This is a genomic window from Antarcticimicrobium sp., assembly GCF_029212575.1.
Classification (GTDB): Bacteria; Pseudomonadota; Alphaproteobacteria; order Rhodobacterales; family Rhodobacteraceae; genus Antarcticimicrobium.
In genome coordinates this window covers 1-17,742 of record NZ_JARGPK010000025.1, presented here as the reverse complement: position 1 = coordinate 17,742, position 17,742 = coordinate 1, and the positions used below count along the sequence as shown (strand labels likewise).

General features: G+C 64.5%; 21 protein-coding genes, 1 pseudogene and 1 riboswitch. Of the genes and pseudogenes, 18 read left to right on the top strand and 4 right to left on the bottom strand.

What is annotated here, in order from left to right:
- Positions 1-172 precede the first annotated feature (172 nt).
- The 6 genes from dctP to P1U75_RS04715 all read left to right on the top strand — a co-directional run bounded on the left by dctP (position 173) and on the right by P1U75_RS04715 (position 4,758).
- Positions 173-1,198 carry a TRAP transporter substrate-binding protein DctP gene (dctP, locus tag P1U75_RS04740; RefSeq protein WP_300240400.1) on the top strand — a complete coding sequence of 342 codons (1,026 nt, stop codon included), beginning with the start codon at positions 173-175 and terminating at the stop codon, positions 1,196-1,198.
- 148 nt (positions 1,199-1,346) lie between these two features.
- A complete protein-coding gene (locus P1U75_RS04735) occupies positions 1,347-2,447 on the top strand; it encodes an FAD-dependent oxidoreductase (protein ID WP_300240398.1) in 1,101 nt (366 codons plus the stop codon).
- Positions 2,440-2,730 carry a (2Fe-2S)-binding protein gene (locus P1U75_RS04730; RefSeq protein WP_300240469.1) on the top strand — a complete coding sequence of 97 codons (291 nt, stop codon included), beginning with the start codon at positions 2,440-2,442 and terminating at the stop codon, positions 2,728-2,730. The genes P1U75_RS04735 and P1U75_RS04730 overlap by 8 nt, the downstream gene beginning before the upstream one ends.
- Positions 2,723-4,141: an FAD/NAD(P)-binding oxidoreductase gene (locus P1U75_RS04725; protein ID WP_300240396.1), complete on the top strand. Its 1,419-nt coding sequence runs from the start codon at positions 2,723-2,725 to the stop codon at positions 4,139-4,141. The genes P1U75_RS04730 and P1U75_RS04725 overlap by 8 nt, the downstream gene beginning before the upstream one ends.
- On the top strand, positions 4,125-4,466 hold the full coding sequence (locus P1U75_RS04720) for a RidA family protein (RefSeq protein WP_300240467.1): 342 nt from the start codon (positions 4,125-4,127) through the stop codon (positions 4,464-4,466). Before P1U75_RS04725 ends, P1U75_RS04720 begins: the two co-directional genes overlap by 17 nt.
- Before the next feature lie 148 nt (positions 4,467-4,614).
- Positions 4,615-4,758 carry a hypothetical protein gene (locus P1U75_RS04715; RefSeq protein WP_300240394.1) on the top strand — a complete coding sequence of 48 codons (144 nt, stop codon included), beginning with the start codon at positions 4,615-4,617 and terminating at the stop codon, positions 4,756-4,758.
- Between the two features lie 80 nt (positions 4,759-4,838).
- On the opposite strand, the gene P1U75_RS04710 is transcribed toward P1U75_RS04715, so the two are convergent.
- Complete coding sequence (locus P1U75_RS04710; RefSeq protein ID WP_300240392.1) at positions 4,839-5,171, bottom strand: metalloregulator ArsR/SmtB family transcription factor; 333 nt, start codon at positions 5,169-5,171, stop codon at positions 4,839-4,841.
- 217 nt (positions 5,172-5,388) lie between these two features.
- Here P1U75_RS04710 and P1U75_RS04705 point away from each other — a divergent pair, with 217 nt between their 5' ends.
- The 7 genes and pseudogenes from P1U75_RS04705 to P1U75_RS04675 all read left to right on the top strand — a co-directional run bounded on the left by P1U75_RS04705 (position 5,389) and on the right by P1U75_RS04675 (position 10,234).
- A complete protein-coding gene (locus tag P1U75_RS04705) occupies positions 5,389-6,396 on the top strand; it encodes a succinylglutamate desuccinylase/aspartoacylase family protein (protein ID WP_300240390.1) in 1,008 nt (335 codons plus the stop codon).
- A complete protein-coding gene (locus tag P1U75_RS04700; protein WP_300240388.1) occupies positions 6,396-7,406 on the top strand; it encodes a threonine/serine dehydratase in 1,011 nt (336 codons plus the stop codon). The genes P1U75_RS04705 and P1U75_RS04700 overlap by 1 nt, the downstream gene beginning before the upstream one ends.
- Complete coding sequence (gene arsB, locus P1U75_RS04695; protein ID WP_300240386.1) at positions 7,403-8,455, top strand: ACR3 family arsenite efflux transporter; 1,053 nt, start codon at positions 7,403-7,405, stop codon at positions 8,453-8,455. Before P1U75_RS04700 ends, arsB begins: the two co-directional genes overlap by 4 nt.
- On the top strand, positions 8,452-8,607 hold the full coding sequence (locus P1U75_RS04690) for a hypothetical protein (RefSeq protein WP_300240384.1): 156 nt from the start codon (positions 8,452-8,454) through the stop codon (positions 8,605-8,607). Before arsB ends, P1U75_RS04690 begins: the two co-directional genes overlap by 4 nt.
- Positions 8,580-8,735, top strand: a pseudogene (locus P1U75_RS04685) (arsenical resistance protein ArsH); the annotation flags it as partial. The gene P1U75_RS04690 and the pseudogene P1U75_RS04685, both read left to right, overlap by 28 nt.
- A 73-nt stretch (positions 8,736-8,808) precedes the next feature.
- Positions 8,809-9,126 carry a metalloregulator ArsR/SmtB family transcription factor gene (locus tag P1U75_RS04680; RefSeq protein ID WP_300240382.1) on the top strand — a complete coding sequence of 106 codons (318 nt, stop codon included), beginning with the start codon at positions 8,809-8,811 and terminating at the stop codon, positions 9,124-9,126.
- A 55-nt stretch (positions 9,127-9,181) separates the two neighbouring features.
- Complete coding sequence (locus P1U75_RS04675; protein ID WP_300240380.1) at positions 9,182-10,234, top strand: permease; 1,053 nt, start codon at positions 9,182-9,184, stop codon at positions 10,232-10,234.
- 61 nt (positions 10,235-10,295) lie between these two features.
- Here P1U75_RS04675 and P1U75_RS04670 read toward each other — a convergent pair whose 3' ends face one another.
- Positions 10,296-11,357: a zinc ABC transporter substrate-binding protein gene (locus P1U75_RS04670; RefSeq protein WP_300240378.1), complete on the bottom strand. Its 1,062-nt coding sequence runs from the start codon at positions 11,355-11,357 to the stop codon at positions 10,296-10,298.
- A gap of 102 nt (positions 11,358-11,459) precedes the next feature.
- On the opposite strand from P1U75_RS04670, the gene P1U75_RS04665 reads away from it, so the two are divergent.
- From P1U75_RS04665 to P1U75_RS04645, 5 genes are all read left to right on the top strand, one after another.
- Positions 11,460-11,957 carry a transcriptional repressor gene (locus P1U75_RS04665; RefSeq protein ID WP_300240465.1) on the top strand — a complete coding sequence of 166 codons (498 nt, stop codon included), beginning with the start codon at positions 11,460-11,462 and terminating at the stop codon, positions 11,955-11,957.
- The gene (locus P1U75_RS04660) at positions 11,954-12,697 is read left to right on the top strand and encodes a metal ABC transporter ATP-binding protein (RefSeq protein WP_300240376.1); all 744 of its coding nucleotides are present in this window, start codon (positions 11,954-11,956) and stop codon (positions 12,695-12,697) included. Before P1U75_RS04665 ends, P1U75_RS04660 begins: the two co-directional genes overlap by 4 nt.
- Positions 12,697-13,494: a metal ABC transporter permease gene (locus P1U75_RS04655; RefSeq protein ID WP_300240373.1), complete on the top strand. Its 798-nt coding sequence runs from the start codon at positions 12,697-12,699 to the stop codon at positions 13,492-13,494. The genes P1U75_RS04660 and P1U75_RS04655 overlap by 1 nt, the downstream gene beginning before the upstream one ends.
- Positions 13,495-13,609: 115 nt before the next feature.
- Complete coding sequence (locus P1U75_RS04650) at positions 13,610-15,970, top strand: ATP-dependent helicase (protein WP_300240371.1); 2,361 nt, start codon at positions 13,610-13,612, stop codon at positions 15,968-15,970.
- 66 nt (positions 15,971-16,036) lie between these two features.
- Positions 16,037-16,233: riboswitch (cobalamin riboswitch) on the top strand.
- A gap of 152 nt (positions 16,234-16,385) precedes the next feature.
- Positions 16,386-16,682 carry a hypothetical protein gene (locus tag P1U75_RS04645; protein WP_300240369.1) on the top strand — a complete coding sequence of 99 codons (297 nt, stop codon included), beginning with the start codon at positions 16,386-16,388 and terminating at the stop codon, positions 16,680-16,682.
- A 424-nt stretch (positions 16,683-17,106) separates the two neighbouring features.
- On the opposite strand, the gene P1U75_RS04640 is transcribed toward P1U75_RS04645, so the two are convergent.
- Together P1U75_RS04640 and P1U75_RS04635 are read right to left on the bottom strand one after the other, a co-directional pair.
- Complete coding sequence (locus tag P1U75_RS04640; RefSeq protein ID WP_300240463.1) at positions 17,107-17,280, bottom strand: DUF1127 domain-containing protein; 174 nt, start codon at positions 17,278-17,280, stop codon at positions 17,107-17,109.
- Positions 17,281-17,318: 38 nt separating this feature from the next.
- Positions 17,319-17,742: hypothetical protein (locus P1U75_RS04635; RefSeq protein ID WP_300240367.1), on the bottom strand; the 424-nt coding region annotated here is incomplete at its 5' end.

Below are 17,742 nucleotides of genomic sequence, written 5' to 3'. Positions count from 1 at the left end.
CACTGAATGTCGATAGTTCATAAATCAAATCTATGAAAATAGCGATATTATCAATTTGGCTTTTGAATGTAGCTGCACGATAGTTCTTACCAGCTTGCCATGGGGGCTGCCTTTTCCACCGCGCGGTTTCCTAAAGAGCACTCTGATCAATGAATTGGCAAAGGAGGTTGTCATGGAGATACCAAGGTTGAAGCGCGTCATTGGTGCAGTCGCATCGGCGGTGCTGATGTTGGGCGTCGCCGCCGGTTCGGCGCAGGCCCAGGAACATACGTTCAAATGGTCGCATTCCTTCCCGGTCGACTCGATCGTGGATACCACGACCAAGGCGATCATCGCCGAAATCGAAGAGAAAACCGAAGGCCGCATCGCCTTCAAGCTTTTCCCGGCCGGGCAGCTCGGCGATTGGGTCGAGGTCAACGAACAGGTCGTGCGCGGCGTGGTGGAGTTTGCCAGCCAGCCGGTCTCTCCCTCTTATGATCCGCGCCTTCAGATCCGCGTTCTGCCCTATTCGGTGATGAATTTCGCCGAAGTGGAGCAGGCCTATTTCAGCGATGATCCCTATCTGTTCAACATGATGAGCGAGCTGATGGGTGAAAACGGCATGACGACCCTGGGCGTGGTGGCGCAAGGCTTCGGTGGCGGAGGATTCCGCGAATGCCCCGAGAACGTGTTCGACGCCGCATCGAACAGCGGGATCAAGATGCGGTTTCCGCCGGGAAACCAGGCCTGGCAGAACATGGTCGCCGCTTTGGGTTTCGAGCCGACGCCGGTGCCCTGGGGTGAGCTTTATCTCGGGCTGCAAACCGGGCTGGTGGATGCGCAGGTCGGCGGACAGCCCTACAATACCTGGACAACCCACCGCGATGTGACGGAGTGCTGGGTACAGTTCAACACCCATTTCCAGAACTCCTTCGTCTTTGCCAACACCGATGCGTTCAACGGCCTGTCGAAAGCGGATCAGCAGATCATCCGCGACGCGGTCGAGGGCGCGGCGCTGGCCAGCCTTGACCTGGCGCGCGGCGAAGATCAGAAATACATGGATCTGATGTCCGAGGCCGGTATCAAGGTCATTGTGCCGACCGATGAACAGCTGGCAAGGATCGCCACTGTCGCGCGTGAGCAGGTTTGGCCGGTGATGGACGAGGTCATCGGAAAAGACCTGATGGACATCATGCGCGAAAAAGCAGGGCTGATGTAAAGCCCGCCGCCGACTACCTCAAGCCGGGCGGCTACGGTCGCCCGCTTGTTCTTGATCCACGGCAGGCCGTCGCCCCCGCGCAGTGCGCGTGCCCCTGCGGCGGGTGGGTAGCAAGGCAAATTCTCGCCAGGATTGACCAGGAAATCTCATGGAACCTGAATACGCTATCATAGGTGGTGGCATCGTTGGCCTGGCGATTGCCTGGGGCCTGCTCAAGCGGGGACGCCGGGTCATCGTTATTGATGGCAGCGACGGCAGCTTTCGTGCAAGCCGGGGCAATTTCGGTCTTGTCTGGGTTCAGTCCAAGGGGCTGAACCGGCCAGAATATGCGCGCTGGTCGCAGAAATCCGTCGCCCTCTGGCGCGGGTTTTCCGACGAGCTTCAGGCGAACACCGGCCAGGATCTGGCCCTGCAGCAAAACGGCGGTTACTGGTTTTTCTCATCGGAGCAGGAGATGGAGGCCACCGTCGAAAAATACGACGCCCTGAAGGCCCGATTGGGTGGAAACTATCCTTTCGACGTGCTCGACCGGGTCCAGTTGCGCAAGGAAGAGCCCGAGATCGGTCGGAAAATCGCCGGTGCCATCCTGCACCATCAGGATGGGCACGCCAATCCTTTGAAACTGCTGCAAGCGCTGGCACAGGACGTGCGCCGACTGGGGGGCCGCGTTCTGAACGGCAAGACCGTACAGTCTGTTCGCCAGAACGGGCATTTCCGGATCGAATGCGAGGACGGAACGGTTGTGGAGGCGGCGAAGACGGTCCTGTCCGCTGGCCTGGGGGCGGCGCATCTTGGCCCGCAAATGGGGTTCAAGGCGCCGATCCGGCCACAGCGCGGGCAGGTTCTGATCACCGAAAAGCTGCCCAGGATCATCAACCGCCCCTCGCTGGTGGCCCGGCAAGTGGCCGAGGGCGGGGTTCAGATCGGGGCGACCAACGAGGAGGTCGGGTTTGACGACGGTGTAACCACCGCCGGCATTGCCGGGCTGGCCAGGGCTGCGATCGACGCGTACCCCATCCTCGGCCGCGCGCAACTGGTGCGCAGTTGGGGCGCGTTGCGCATTCTGACCCCTGACGGGTTTCCCATCTATCAGCAGAGCGACCACATGCCCGGTGCCTTTCTGGTCACCTGCCACAGTGCCGTCACCCTGGCGGCCGTTCATGCGTTACTTCTGCCGGATTGGCTGGAAGGCACCGAGAAAGCCCCGGATCTGGAGGTGTTCAGTGAAGCGAGATTTGGCCGTGCGTAGATTGGATGAGCCGGGCCGACCTGTCGTCGTCCGCCTTGACGGGCGGGACCTGGAACTCTGTGACGGTGGCAATCTCGCCGCAGAACTGCTTGCCGCCGGGATCGAGCCGTTCCGGCGCACACCCGTATCCGGAGCGCCGCGAAATCCCTTTTGCATGATGGGCGCCTGCTTTGACTGCCTGGTGGAGATCGACGGTGTGACCCGTCAGGCCTGCATGACGGAGGTTGCGGCGGGGATGACGATTTCCCGGCCGGGAGCGGTTTCGGAGACAAAGAATGATTGAAGCCGACCTTGTCGTGATCGGCGCGGGACCCGCCGGCATGTCGGCCGCCCGGCAGGCCGTGGAGGCGGGCCTGTCCGTCGTGCTGCTCGACGAACAGAAACGGGCGGGCGGTCAGATTTATCGCAACGTCGCCCATGTATCGCCCGCCCGCGCTGACATCCTTGGACCGGATGTCACCAGGGGGGGGCAGCTGGTCGCCGCGATCCAGCATCCGCGGATCACCCACATCGCGGGGGCATCCGTCTGGCAGATCGAGGGCGGCACGCGGGTTGCCTATTGTGTGAATGGTGTGGCCGCGGTGGCCTCGGGCAAGCGGTTGCTGATCGCTACCGGGGCAATCGAGCGGCCCATGCCGGTGCCGGGATGGACCTTGCCCGGGGTCATGAATGCGGGCGCCGCCCAGATCCTTGTCAAGCAATCCGGGATGGTGTTGGAAAATGCCGTTCTCGCCGGGTGCGGACCGCTGCTCTATCTGGTGGCGGCCCAGATGTGCCGCGCCGGTTCGCCGCCCCTGGCGTTGGTCGAGACCCAGTCCACGGCAGATCTTTTGTCCGCCCTGCGCCATTGGCCGGGGGCGCTGCGCGGCTGGCGCCATCTGGTCAAGGGGCTTGGCCTGTTGGCGGAAATCAGGAAAGCGGGTGTGAAACGGTATTCCGGCGCCTCCGCGATTGCCGTCGACGGCGCGGATCATGCCGAGGCGATCCGTTTCACGGTGCGGGGGCGCCAACATTGCCTGTCGTGCGAAACGGTCTTGCTGCACCACGGTGTCGTTCCCAACACGCAAACCGCGCGCTCGATCGGCGTGCCCCATGAATGGCAGGCGCGGCAGCGGGCCTTTGTGCCGACAAGGGATGAATGGGGCCGCTCCCCGCAGAACGGGGTCTTCATCGCCGGCGATGGCGCGGGCATTGGCGGCGCCCTGGCGGCCGAGCTTGCGGGCGCGATTTCCGCCCTGCAAATCGCCGGTGACCTGGACGCGCTCACCCCGGCGCAAAGGGATGCGGCCGCGCGGCCTCTGCGCCGCGCATTGCGGGGCGAACTGGCCCTGCGCCCCTTCCTCGACCGGGCCTATCCCCCGTATCAAGGCGCGCTGTCACCGGCGGATGAAACCGTGGTATGCCGATGCGAAGAGGTGACGGCCGGTGAGATTCGCAAGTTTGCGAAACTCGGGTGCCTGGGCCCGAACCAGGCCAAGGCCTTCGGCCGGCAAGGAATGGGGCCCTGCCAGGGACGGTATTGCGGTTTGACCGTGACGGAACTGCTTGCGGCAGAGAACGGGCAATCGCCGGATGTCACCGGCTACTACCGTATCCGGCCGCCGATCAAGCCCGTCACGCTTGGGGAACTGGCCAGTATGCCGGCGACAGGATGGCAACCGAATGGAAAGCAAGAAAATGATCGAGAGAATTGAACCACGTGCCCGTATGAGCAAGATCGTCAAACACAATGGTACTGCTTACCTTTGCGGTCAGGTGGGAGAGGGTAAGACGGTCGCGGCGCAGACGGCTGACTGCCTGTCGCGCATCGACGCGCTGCTGGAAAAAGCCGGGGCATCGCGCGAAGGTTTGTTGCAGGCCATTATCTGGCTGGCGGATATGTCGGATTTTGATGAAATGAACGCGGTATGGGATGCATGGGTGCCCGATGGTCACGCTCCAGCAAGGGCCTGCGGCGAGGCCCGGTTGGCGCGCCCCGATCTCAAGGTCGAGATCATCGTTACCGCCGCCTGCGATTGAGCGGTTTTCTTTCGGGAACACAATCGTTTCAACCTATATGCCGTGGCACCGATAGCTGCCATGCACCGAGCGCGCCGCGCCCGGTAGTCTGGGTCGTGGCGGAACAACAGGGCTCGCGGCGGGGCAGGGCGCGCAGGCGCCTTCTGGCATGGCGAGCTTCGAGCCGTTCAGGTCCTTCAAGTCCAGCCTTGAGATCATCCGTCCGACGGCCATGCCATACGTCCGGTTCCCGCTGCCGCACAAGCAGGCCATGACGGGCCGCACCGGGTTCAGTGACGTTCTCAATCGGTGATGACGTCCAGCGGGACGCGGCCGGGTCGGTTCAGACCGGGTCTGATTTCACACGCTCCGATGACCCGCATCATGCTGGCGCTATTGGTCGGGGGCGAGAAGGCAAAGAACCTCTGAACAGTTTTCGATCCGGCCCTCGCAGCAATCGGCCAGCAGGAAGGTGACCAGCTGGTTGATCGCGTTCAGGTTGGCCGCGTAGTGAATCTCGCGCTGTTGCCGGGTGGCGGTCAGGATACCGGCACGTTTGAGGATGGCCAGGTGCCCGGAGAGCGTCGAGGGCACGATGTTCAGGCGCCGCGAGATTTCCAGCGCCGGCAGGCCGTCAGGGCCGACCCGGATCAAGAGCCGGAACACCCCGATCCGCGACGGTTGGGCGAGCGCGGCAAAGGCCTCGATGGCGGTTTCCTGATCCATGTTTCGTCGATGCCCGAATTACCGAATCTTGACAAGCCCGGGGCGGTCACTTAGTCCGAAATCAATTCGGCACTTACCGAAATGAGGGTCGGGTTGTAGGGCGTGAAGTTTTTCTTCGGTCCTTTTGGATGAGCGGCCGGCCGGTTCCTGGCAAGCGCGCCGGAAGCAACAAGAAACACGCCGCTCGCGGCATCTTGAGGTCAGTCGGGGGCGCGACATGCCAGCCACTCAGATCACCGCCGAAATAGATTTCGCCGCAGACGGCAAACATGTCGGCTACCTGCGTGTTCCGCATTCGGTGCATCGCTCGGCCTATGGCTGGATCCCGGTGCCGGTGGTTTCGATCAGGAACGGGGATGGTCCGACGGTCTTGCTGCTGGCCGGGGTTCATGGCGACGAATACGAAGGGCAGATCGCCCTGTCCCGGCTGGCGAATGACCTGGCCCCCGAACAGATCCGGGGGCGGGTCATCCTGCTGCCGATGAGCAACCTTCCCGCCGCGAAAGCTGGCCTGCGCACGTCGCCACTGGATGATGGAAATCTCAACCGGACCTTCCCCGGGGATCCGGGCGGCACGCCCACGGCGATGATTGCCGACTACCTCGAGCAGACCCTGTTTCCAATGGCCGACTATCTGGTCGATCTGCACTCGGGCGGTTCCTCATTGTTCTATCCGCCGACACTGCTGCGCGGGCAGGGCCATACCCCCGAAGAGGCGGAGATGCTGCAACGGCTGCAAGCGGCGTTCGATCTGCCATATGCTTGGGTCTTTACCGGCGGCGGCGGACCCAACAGCACCGCGCGCACGGCAATGGGGGCCGGGAACCGAAATGGCGTGGTGTCGATCATGGCCGAACTGGGTGGCGGCGGGGCCGTGACGTCGGACATCCTGGCGATGACGGAACGCGGGCTGCTGCGAATTTTGCATGTCCTTGGGATGTTGCCCGACTACGAGCCTGATGCGGCCCGGGGAACCCGCGAATTGCATGCGCAAGGGTCGGTCTATGCCTATCAGGCCGGGCTCTTCGAGCCGCTGAAAGACATCGGGGATACGGTTGAAAAGGGCGAAACCGTCGGGCTGATCCACCATCCGGATACACCGCTACAGGCCTCGGACGTCATTGTGTCACCCTATGAGGGGATCGTTCTGTGCAAGCGTGCGCTGGCCCGGATCGAACGCGGCGATGCGGCCTTCCAGATTGCCCGTGACGCGGAGCCGCTGTGATGGCGCATCCTATCGCCCTTGCGGATATGCGCGCGGCGGCCAAGGGGCTGGACGGTATCGTCATCCGCACGCCGATGCTGGAAAACCCGGATGTCAATGCGATGCTGGGCGGACGGCTGCTGTTGAAGGCCGAAAATCTTCAACGCACCGGTGCCTTCAAGATCCGCGGCGCCTATTGGCGCATGCTGAAAATGAGCGCGGAAGAGCGTGAGCGGGGCGTCGTCACCTATTCCTCGGGCAATCATGCGCTGGGGGTTGCGCGTGCTGCGCAGGTTCTTGGCTCGTCGGCCGTGATCGTCATGCCCAGCGACGCGCCCGAGGCCAAGAAGGCCGCAAGCCGAGCCCTTGGGGCGGAAATCATGGCCTTCGACCGGGACTCCGAGAGCAGCGACGCGGTGGTCGAGCGTATTGAGCGCGAAACCGGCCGACTGGTCGTCGGACCCAGCACGCACCCGCTGGTGCTGGCGGGGGCAGGCACCACAGCGCTGGAACTGCTGGAGCAGGCGCGGGATGTACACGTCGAGCTTGATGCCGTTCTGGTGCCCTGCGGCGGCGGCGGGTTGACCGCGGCGACGGCGGTGGTGATGGCGAATGCATCGCCCGCAACGCAGGTGTTCGCGGCCGAGCCCGACCTCTTCGACGACACGCGCCGGTCGCTGATCGCGGGCGAACGCGTCGGCAATCCCGCGGGGCGCCGCACGATCTGCGACGCGATCATGACCCCGATCCCCAATGCCGTGACCTTTCCGATCAACCACGCGCTGCTGGCGGGCGGGGTGACAGCAACCGATGCCGAGGTCCGCGCGGCGATGCATTTTGCCTATGAGCATTTCAAGCTGGTGACGGAACCGGGTGCCGTGGTCGGCCTGGCCGCGATCCTGAGCGGCCGGGCGCCGATCAAGGGCCGTGCGGTGGCCACTGTCATTACCGGTGGGAATATCGACCCGGCCCGCTTTGCCGATCTGCTGCGCACCTCCGAAATCAACCAACAACAGGACAGTCCGACATGACCGAAACAGCCTCTACCGACAGCGGCGCCATGGGCGCGTTCGAGCGCTACCTGACCCTCTGGGTCGGGCTTGCCATGATCGTCGGAATCGGGATCGGCACCGTCGCGCCCGGGCTGGTCGGCGCCATCGCCGGCGCCGAGGTCGCCTCGATCAACCTCGTCGTTGCGGTTCTGATCTGGGCCATGGTCTATCCGATGATGGTCAACGTCGATTTCGGCGCGGTGGCAGGCGTGGCCCGGCAACCCAGGGGCCTGCTTGTCACGCTGGCGGTGAACTGGCTGATCAAGCCGTTCAGCATGGCCGCGCTCGCCGTTCTGTTCTTCGACTACATTTTCGCGCCCTATCTCGCCCCCGAGGATGCCGCCCAATACATCGCGGGCCTGATCCTGCTGGGGGCCGCGCCCTGCACCGCGATGGTGTTCGTCTGGTCGCAGCTCACCCGCGGCGATGCGACCTATACGCTGGTTCAGGTGTCGGTGAACGATCTGATCATGGTGGTGGCCTTCGCCCCCATCGTGGCGTTCCTTCTGGGCGTCACCGACATCTCCGTTCCCTGGGAAACGCTGGTGCTCGCCACCGTTCTCTACGTCGTTCTGCCGCTTCTGGCGGGGCTGGCGACCCGACGCGTGCTGCGCAGCCCGGAGCGGATCGAGGCATTTACGGCGCGTATCAAGCCGTGGTCGGTGATCGGGCTGATCGCGACCGTGGCGATCCTGTTCGGCCTCCAGGGCGAGGTGATCCTGCAAAGGCCCTTTCTGATCGCGCTGATCGCGGTGCCGATCCTGATCCAGTCCTATGGCATCTTCGCGCTGGCCTATGGCGCGGCCTATGTCCTGCGGGTGCCGCACCGCATCGCCGCCCCCTGCGCCATGATCGGCACCTCGAATTTCTTCGAACTGGCCGTGGCGGTCGCCATCAGCCTGTTCGGCCTGAATTCCGGAGCGGCGCTGGCGACCGTGGTCGGGGTGCTGGTGGAGGTGCCCGTCATGTTGTCGCTGGTCGCATTTGCAAACCGGACCCGGGCAAGGTTCCCGGAGCCTTCGGCGTGACGGGTTTCGACTTTGACGTCGAGATCGACCGACGGCAGGTGCCCGGGCTGAAGGTGCATCCGATGGTTCTGGGGCAGGATGGGGCAGACCAGTTTTCGGGCGGCGTTGCCGACATGGATTTCCGCCCGCCTTCGGCCGGATGGTGGATGTGATGGAAGAGCTGATGAAGGTCACGCTGCTGACGCGGGGACGGTCCGACTATCTTGTCGACCGCTACAGCCAGCGCAAGGAGAGCGGCGCGGCGCTGATCGCGCGGGTCAACAGCAAGCGCGCCGTTTGAATGCAGGGGCCGCCGGAACGGGCGCGGAAAAAGAATCATTTAAATAACCGGAAATATAGTTATATTGTCCGCCATGACAACGACCAGCCCCCATGCCCGTGCCCTTGCCGCCCTCGGCCACGATGCCCGCCTGTCGATCTTTCGCCTGCTGGTAAAGGCCGGTGACGGCGGGTTGCGGGTGGGCGAAATCGGCCAGCATCTGGGGCTGGCGCCGTCGACGCTGGCGCATCATCTTTCGACGCTGGTCGATGCCGGCCTCGTGTTGCAGGAAAAGCAGGGGCGCGAGGTGTTCAACAAGGTCGATTTCCCGGCCATGCATCGCCTTCAGACCTTCCTGTCAGAAGAGTGCTGCACCGGTGTGACGACCCGATCCGAGGAGGATGCGGCATGACTCGCAAATCCCCCTTTTTACCGCCTGAAATAACTAAAAATCCGGAGATACGGTGATGAGCGATACGGCATTTTCAACCAACGGGCCGCGGGCCATGTTGAGGCACATTTGGCAGGATCAGCGCATCTGGCTGGCCTCGGCGCTGATCCTCGGGGTTCTGATGGTGGTCGATCCGCGCCAGGCGGGGGAGAGTGCGAGTTTCGCGACCGCAGCCTTGCTGCACACCGCGCCCTACCTGATCCTCTCCATCGCAATTGCGGCCTGGGCGGGGGCGACCGGCGCCGACAACCTGATCGCCAGGGCATTCACCGGCGCGCCGCTGCTGATGATCGGCCTCGGGGCCCTGGCGGGGGGGCTTTCGCCGTTCTGCTCCTGCGGGGTGATCCCGCTGATCGCGGCGTTGCTGGCGATGGGCGTGCCCTTGTCGGCGGTGATGGCCTTCTGGCTGGCTTCTCCGATCATGGACCCGTCGATGTTCGTGCTGACAACCGGTGTTCTGGGGGCTGAGTTTGCAGTTGCGAAGACCTTCGCCGCCATTGGTCTGGGCCTGTTCGGCGGTCTTGTCGTTTACCTGCTGATGCGGGGCGGGGCTTTTGCCGACCCGCTGCGCGAGGGCATTGGCAATGGCGGCTGCGGCGGATCGAAAGTCCGCGCGCCCCAGCCTGTGGTCTGGCGGTTCTGGAGCGAGGCCGACCGCCGCGCGAAATTCGGCAAGACGGCGCTGACCACGACGCTGTTCCTGGCCAAGTGGCTGACGCTGGCATTCCTGCTCGAGAGCCTGATGCTGGCATGGATCCCGGCTGAAACCGTGACCGCGGCGCTCGGCGGCACCGGGCTGATGCCCATCGTCACGGCGACGCTGGTGGGCGTGCCGGCCTACCTCAACGGCTATGCCGCGCTGCCGTTGGTCGGCGGGCTGATCGAACAGGGGATGGCGCCGGGGGCCGGCATGGCGTTCCTCGTCGCGGGTGGGGTCACATCGATTCCCGCAGCGATGGCGGTCTGGGCGCTGGCCCGTCCGCAGGTGTTTGCACTCTATATCGGGTTGTCGCTGACCGGTGCCTTTGCGTCGGGGCTGCTGTTCCAGCTCTGGTCCTCGCTGGCATGAGGCGCAGCCCGCCGGGGGCCGGCCGGCACCGCCCTGGTGTCAGCCGGCTCGCCGGGGTGGATTACAGGCAATCGGCCAGAGTTGTCGCAATATTGCGGATAAGCTGCGGATAGAGCGAGGATCCCGGCTCAAGATCGATACCAAGCGCATCGATCACGCCGGTTTTCGCCTCGGTTCCATCGAGCACCGTGGCCACCAGGCCGGGATTGAACTGCGGCTCGGCCAGGACACAATCGATGCCCTCGCCACGGACCCGCGTCTGGATCTCGGCGATCCGCGCCGGGCCTGGGTCCTGCGCATCGCTGAGCGAGATGGCCCCCGACGCCGCGAAATCGAAATCCACCTCGAAATACTGGAAGGCATCGTGGAAGAGGATAAAGCTGCCGCCGCGCACCGGATCCAGGATTGCGTTCACTTCGGACTGTAGGGCCTTCAGTTCCTCGCGTCCGGCAGCCGCGTTGGCGAAGTACGTGCCGGCGTTTTCCGGATCGGCGGACGACAGCTCTGCCGCGATCAGGTTGAGCCAGGCCGACGCGTTCTCGGGCGACAGCCAGGCATGGGCGTCATACTTCCCGTGGGCATGATCGTGATCGTTGTGGGCGGCGTGCTCTTCGTGATCGTGCCCGTCGTCGTGCGCGTGCTCACCCTCGGCGTGTTCCTCTTGATCATGCTCGGCCTCATGGTCATGATCGCCCTCGGCATGTTCTTCGTGATCGTGCTCGTCCTCGCCATGCTCCTCCCCGTGACCATGGGAATGCTTTTCGAACAGAGCGTTCTGGCGGAAATCGAGCAGCTTGGTTTCGTCGGCCTCCAACAGTGTAAGGACGCCACCGTCCCCGGCCAGCGTCTCCACGGCACCTTCCATCCAGGGCGCGAGGCGCGGGCCCATCCAGACCACGACATCCGCATCCTGCAGCGCCCCCGCCTCGGACGGGCGCAGGTTGTATTCATGGGGGGACGCGCCGGGGGGCAGGATCAGGTCAGGCGTGCCGACCCCCTCCATGACGCGGGCCACGAGGGAATGCACCGGCGCGATATCGGCAACGACGTTCGGCGCATCGGCCATCGCCGTCCCCCCCATGAGCGCAGCGACGGCAGAGAGTGAAGCGAGCATTCTGGACATTGCACATTCCTTGTGATCTTATTACATAACGGTGGATATACGGGATATGTAATAATATGCCAAGACAGGATATGAAATAACATGCCAAGAGCGGCACAAGGCATGTCAGCGGGAAATGCCCCCCCGGTCGGGTTCGAGAAACACGACCACTCGGCCTGCGTCGCCCAGGCTCTGGCTGCGGCCGAAGCCCGCTGTGCCGCCGAAGGGCTGCGCTTGACGCCTGTCCGGCGAAAGGTCTTGGAATTGTTGTTGCAAAAACACCGTGCGCTTGGCGCCTATGCCATTCTCGACCTGTTGCGGGACGCTGGCTTCGGCTCTCAACCTCCCGTTGCCTATCGCGCGCTCGATTTCCTCGCGGAACACGGGTTCGTCCACAAGATCGAGCGTTTGAACGCCTTTGTTGCCTGTTCCCACCCCGGTGAAACCCATTCGCCGGCCTTCATGATCTGCCGCCTCTGCGATGCCGTGGCCGAAACGCAGTCAACGCCCGCCAAGGGCGCGCTCGGGGCCGCCGCACGCGCGGCGGGGTTTCACATCGAGAAGACGGTCGTGGAAGCCGAAGGGATCTGCCCCGCCTGCGCGGAGAAGCCCAAAGCATGAGTCTGATCACGGTCAAGAACCTGAGCGTCGCCTACGGCGCAAACACCGTCCTGCGCGATGTTTCCCTGGTCGTCGAGCCAGGAGAGATCGTGACCATTGTCGGCCCCAACGGGTCTGGCAAGTCGAGCCTTTTGCGGGCGATCATCGGCGCGACCGAACCGGCCAGTGGCGAGATCTTCCTCAAGCCCGGCCTGAAGATCGGGTATGTGCCACAGCGGCTGCATGTCGATCCGACCCTGCCAATCACCGTGGAACGGTTCATGCGGCTGACCGATCGCGTCTCGAAGGCCGATTGCCGCTCGGCGCTGGCGGCGGCCGCCGTGCCGGACCTGCTGAAACGACAGATGTCACGGCTTTCCGGCGGGCAGTTTCAGCGCGTCATGCTGGCCCGGGCCTTGATCAACCGTCCCGATGTTCTGCTCCTGGACGAGGCGACACAGGGGCTCGACCAGCCCGGTTCGGCGGCCTTCTATCAGCAGATCGAAACAGTGCGCCGTGACACCGGCTGCGCCGTCCTGATGGTCAGCCATGAGCTGCATGTGGTGATGAGCGCCTCTGACCGGGTGATCTGCCTGAACGGCCATGTCTGTTGCGAAGGGGCGCCCGCGGTGGTTGCCTCCGCGCCGGAATACCGCGCGCTGTTCGGGACCGGCACGGGGGGCGCGCTGGCGCTCTACCGGCATGATCACGGCCACGATCACAATCATGACCATCCGCAGAGCCACGAGGTGGACGACTGATGCTTGACGATTTCATGACCCGCGCCACGCTTGCCGGGGTGGGCGTGGCCTTTGCCGCGGCCCCGCTTGGGTGTTTCGTGGTCTGGCGGCGGATGGCCTTTTTCGGGGACGCCACGGCACATGCGGCCATTCTCGGGGTTGCGCTGTCTCTCGCGCTGAATATTTCGGTGTTTGCAGGTGCGATGGCCGTTGCTCTGATCATGGCGCTGGTGGTGACGCTTCTTGCCGGGCGCGGATACGCGATGGATACGCTGCTGGGCGTGCTCGCCCATTCCTCCCTTGCCTTCGGGCTGGTCGCGGTTTCGTTCCTGTCGGGTATCCGGGTCGATCTGATGGCCTATCTGTTCGGCGATATCCTTGCCGTTTCGCGGTCGGATCTGGTGGTGATCTGGGGTGGCGCGGCGCTGGTGGTGGCGCTGGTGGCCTGGCGGTGGTCGGCCCTCTTGACCTCGACCCTCAGCGAGGAACTGGCCTATGCCAGCGGGTTGGACCCGAAGCGCGAGCAACTGATCCTTACGGTGGCCCTGGCCATCACGGTGGCCGTCGCGATCAAGGTGGTCGGTGTGCTCTTGATTGCGGCCATGCTGATCGTGCCCGCCGCCGCCGCACGGGGCCTTGCCCGTACGCCAGAGACGATGGCGGTCATCGCCACGGCAATCGGCGCGATCTCGGCTGTTGCGGGGTTGCAAGGCGCTTACGTTCTCGACACCCCGGCGGGGCCCTCGATCGTCTGTGTCGCGGCAATTCTCTTCGCCGGGCTGAACCTCATCGGGTGGCGCAACCGAAGCGGCGCGTAAATGCGCTGCGATGGGATGCCGTCTCAAGCGCTCGCCGGGCCATCGGGTGGAAAACCGGGGGAACAGAATGCGAACGAACCTTTAACTGCGGCGCGATCCGGGTTAAGTTCGCGCCATGAGCAGTTTCGACGAGATGGACGCCTTTGAGGGCGCATCGCTGGCGGCGCGCGCGGTTGCGGCGCGTGGCCAGGCCATGGGGGCGCCCTACCTGGACGATCTGAACCCGGCCCAGCGCGAGGCGGTGGAGCGGCTGGACGGGCCGGTGCTGATGCTGGCCGGGGCCGGCACCGGCAAAACCAAGGCGCTGACGGCGCGGATCGTGCACCTGCTCAACACCGGACGTGCCCGGCCGAACGAGATCCTGGCGGTGACCTTCACCAACAAGGCCGCCCGCGAGATGAAGGAACGGGTCGGTCGGCTGCTGGGGCAGAGCATCGAGGGGATGCCCTGGCTGGGCACCTTCCACTCGATCTGCGTCAAGCTGTTGCGGCGGCACGCGGAACTGATCGGGCTGAAATCGAACTTCACCATTCTCGACACCGACGACCAGTTGCGGCTGCTGAAACAGCTGGTGCAGGCCGCCGGCATCGATGACAAGCGCTGGCCGGCGCGGCAGCTGGCCGGGGTGATCGACGGCTGGAAGAACCGGGCGCTGACCCCGGACAAGGTGCCGTCGGCGGATTCGAACGCCTACAACCGGCGCGGGGTGGAGCTTTACGCGCAATACCAGACCCGGTTGCGCGAGCTGAACGCGGTGGATTTCGGCGATCTGCTGCTGCATGTGGTGGTGATCCTGCAAAAGCACCCCGACGTGCTGGAACAGTATCAGCGCTGGTTCCGCTACATCCTTGTGGACGAATACCAGGATACCAACGTGGCGCAGTATCTGTGGCTGCGGCTGCTGGCGGGTGGCCATCGCAACATCTGTTGCGTCGGCGACGACGACCAGTCGATCTATGGCTGGCGCGGGGCCGAGGTGGGCAACATCCTGCGGTTTGAAAAGGATTTTCCCGGCGCCCATGTGGTGCGGCTGGAGCAGAATTACCGCTCCACCCCGCATATCCTGGCGGCGGCCTCGAACGTGATCCGGGGCAATGCCGGGCGGCTGGGCAAGGAGCTCTGGACCGAGGCGGACGAGGGCGAGAAACTGCGCCTGATCGGCCATTGGGACGGTGAGGAAGAGGCGCGCTGGATCGGCGAGGAGATCGAGGCGATGCAACGGGGCACGCGCGGCATGCGGCCCTTTGGCCTCAACGAGGCGGCGATCCTGGTCCGCGCCAGCCACCAGATGCGCGCCTTCGAGGACCGGTTCCTGACCATCGGTCTGCCCTACCGGGTGATCGGCGGGCCGCGATTCTATGAGCGGATGGAGATCCGTGACGCCATGGCCTATTTCCGGCTGGTGGTCAGCCCCGATGACGACCTGGCCTTTGAACGCATCGTCAACACGCCCAAGCGCGGCCTCGGCGACAAGGCGCAGCAGACCATCCAGACCGCCGCGCGCGCCAATGGCGTGAGTCTGCTGGAGGGCGCGCGGATCGCGGTCGAGGACGGGCTGATCAAGGGCAAGGGCGGCGCGGCGCTGCGCACCCTGGTCGAGGATCTGCGCCGCTGGGGCCGGATGACGGGCGATGCGGACATGACCCATATGGAACTGGCCGAGATCGTGCTGGACGAGAGCGGCTATACCGGCCACTGGCAGAACGACAAGACGCCCGAGGCGCCGGGGCGGCTGGAAAACCTCAAGGAACTGGTCAAGGCGCTGGAAAACTTCGAGAACCTTCAGGGGTTCCTGGAGCATGTCAGTCTGGTGATGGACAACGACAAGCAGGACGCCGAGCAGAAGGTCAGCATCATGACCCTGCACGCGGCCAAGGGGCTGGAGTTTCCCGCCGTGTTCCTGCCGGGCTGGGAGGATGGCCTCTTTCCGTCGCAGCGCAGCATGGACGAGAGCGGGCTCAAGGGCCTGGAGGAGGAACGGCGGCTGGCCTATGTCGGCATCACCCGCGCCGAGGAGCTTTGCACGATTTCCTTTGCCGGCAACCGACGGGTGTTCGGACAGTGGCAATCGGCGCTGCCGTCGCGGTTCGTCGATGAATTGCCCGAGGAGAATGTTGAGGTGCTGACACCGCCGGGCCTTTATGGCGGTGGCTATGGTGCGGCGGCTGCGCCGGTACGCGGCAACATCGAATCGCGGGTCGCCGAGGCCAATGTCTACAACTCGCCGGGCTGGAAACGGATGCAGGCGCGCGCCGGTCAGCGCGGCATGTCGCAGCCCAGGGAGAGCCGCAGCACGGTGATCGACCTCGACGCCGTCTCCAGCTTCACCATGGGCGAGCGGGTGTTCCACCAGAAGTTCGGCTATGGCGCGATCATCGGCATCGAGGGCGACAAGCTCGAGGTCGATTTCGAGAAGGCCGGGCCGAAAAAGGTGGTGTCGCGGTTTGTCTCTGCCAGCGACGACATCCCGTTCTGAGGCCGAGCACCGGCAAGTGATTTTTCCCCGACAGGACGGATTCCCGATGCGGCGCCCTGCGAATCCTGTAATCTGACCGCGTAGGGTGCCCCCGCGAGGGGGAGAATTGGGAAGCCGGTGAGAGGCCGGCGCTGCCCCCGCAACGGTAAGGACAGGGCAAGTCCGGCAAAACCACTGAGGCGCAGGCCTCGGGAAGGGCCGGATCAGGGAGAGATCCCCCCATCGTCCAAGCCCGGAAACCAGCCTTGCAGCAACGAATCGAACCGCGGGCGGCGGTCGGGGCGTGGCGGCAAGGCCGGGTCCCCCCGTTCTTGCCCCCCGTTTCCTGCCTTCGTCCGCAGCAACAGGACGGATGCCACGGGGCGTGGCGGGAAAGGATGCGGATGACCCCTGATACGACCGCGGCGGGCCGGGCATGATTCTGGCCGGAATATTGCGGACCCTGCGGACCCTGCCCGAGGATCAATGCGCCGAGACGGCGGCGCGGATCGGATTCCTGAACTGGCTGATGAGCCTGCCGGCGGGCTGCGGTGCCGGGGCGGCGGCGCGGGCGGCGGAACGGCGCGCGGCGCCAATGGCGCGCGGCTGCCCGGCGGTGGCGCGGTTCTGCGCGCATCTGCGCGCGGCGCGGCGCGCCGATCGCGATGCGGCCTGGCCGAAACGCCGCGGCGGATCGCGGGCGCGACGGGCGGAGCGGCGTGGCCGGGTCTGAGGGAAGCCCTCCGAAAACGCGAAAACGGCGACACCAGGGAGGAGGAGAGGTGCCGCCGTTCTCTTTCAGCACCTCGGCGCAGGGAGGAGGAGAGCGCCTTGGTGCAACATCACGGCGCAGGGAGGAGGAGAGCGCCGGGATGTATCCCGAATTCCGTTGTCTTTCCGCCGGGCGGAAAATTGACCGGCGACACCAGGGAGGAGGAGAGGTGCCGCCGGTCGATTGAACATCGGACGCAGGGAGGAGGAAAGCGCCCGATGTGTCACAACACGGGGCGCAGGGAGGAGAGCGCCCGGTGTATGCGGTCCGGCTTATGGGGCCGGTATAAGGTGCGGCGACATCAGGGAGGAGGAAGATGCCGCCGCTGAGAACAGACCCCTAGGGAGGAGGAGAAGGGGTCTGAACCGGTAAACTGGTGCTGGTGTCAGAGCTCTCCAGCGGCTTCGAGGGCCACCCGGCGCAATTCGGACCGGTGCAGGCCCAGATCGGCCAGCTCACGGTTGCTCAGGGCGCTCAGTTCGGCGTAGGTGCTGCGGTACAGGCGGTACTTGGCGACGCGGCCTTTCAGGGCGTCGGTCGCACCGTGCAGGCGGCTCATGAGAGAGGCGCCTGCGGCATGGGTATGGGTCAGTGCAGTCATTGCTCGCTACCTTCGATCATCGTGTCGTCGCCGTCGTTGTGGCGTTGCTTGAGATTGAAGATAAGCGAATGCTGCAGATGCACAATGGCTTTCCAAATCAATGCTGCTATGCAGCAAGTGCATAGATTGATTGTATAAAAAACTGGCAGTACTACTGACGTAAGGTCACATGGGTGAAATGCTGTGGCATTGGGCAGGGCGCGCGGAATTTTGGCGGCGGCGACATCGGGGTGGTTGTGCGCCATGCGTTTCCGGCCCTGGGCCATGCGTCTTGCGCAAGGCGGATGGTGCCTGCGGGGAAGGCCGGGTGCCCACGATCCGCCCGCAAAAAGATCACGGCTTCGTAAAAGATGGCGCGCAAGCCCGTCACGCGCAGCCAGAGCCTGTATCGGCAGGGTGTTTTTCGCGCATTGAGGGTCG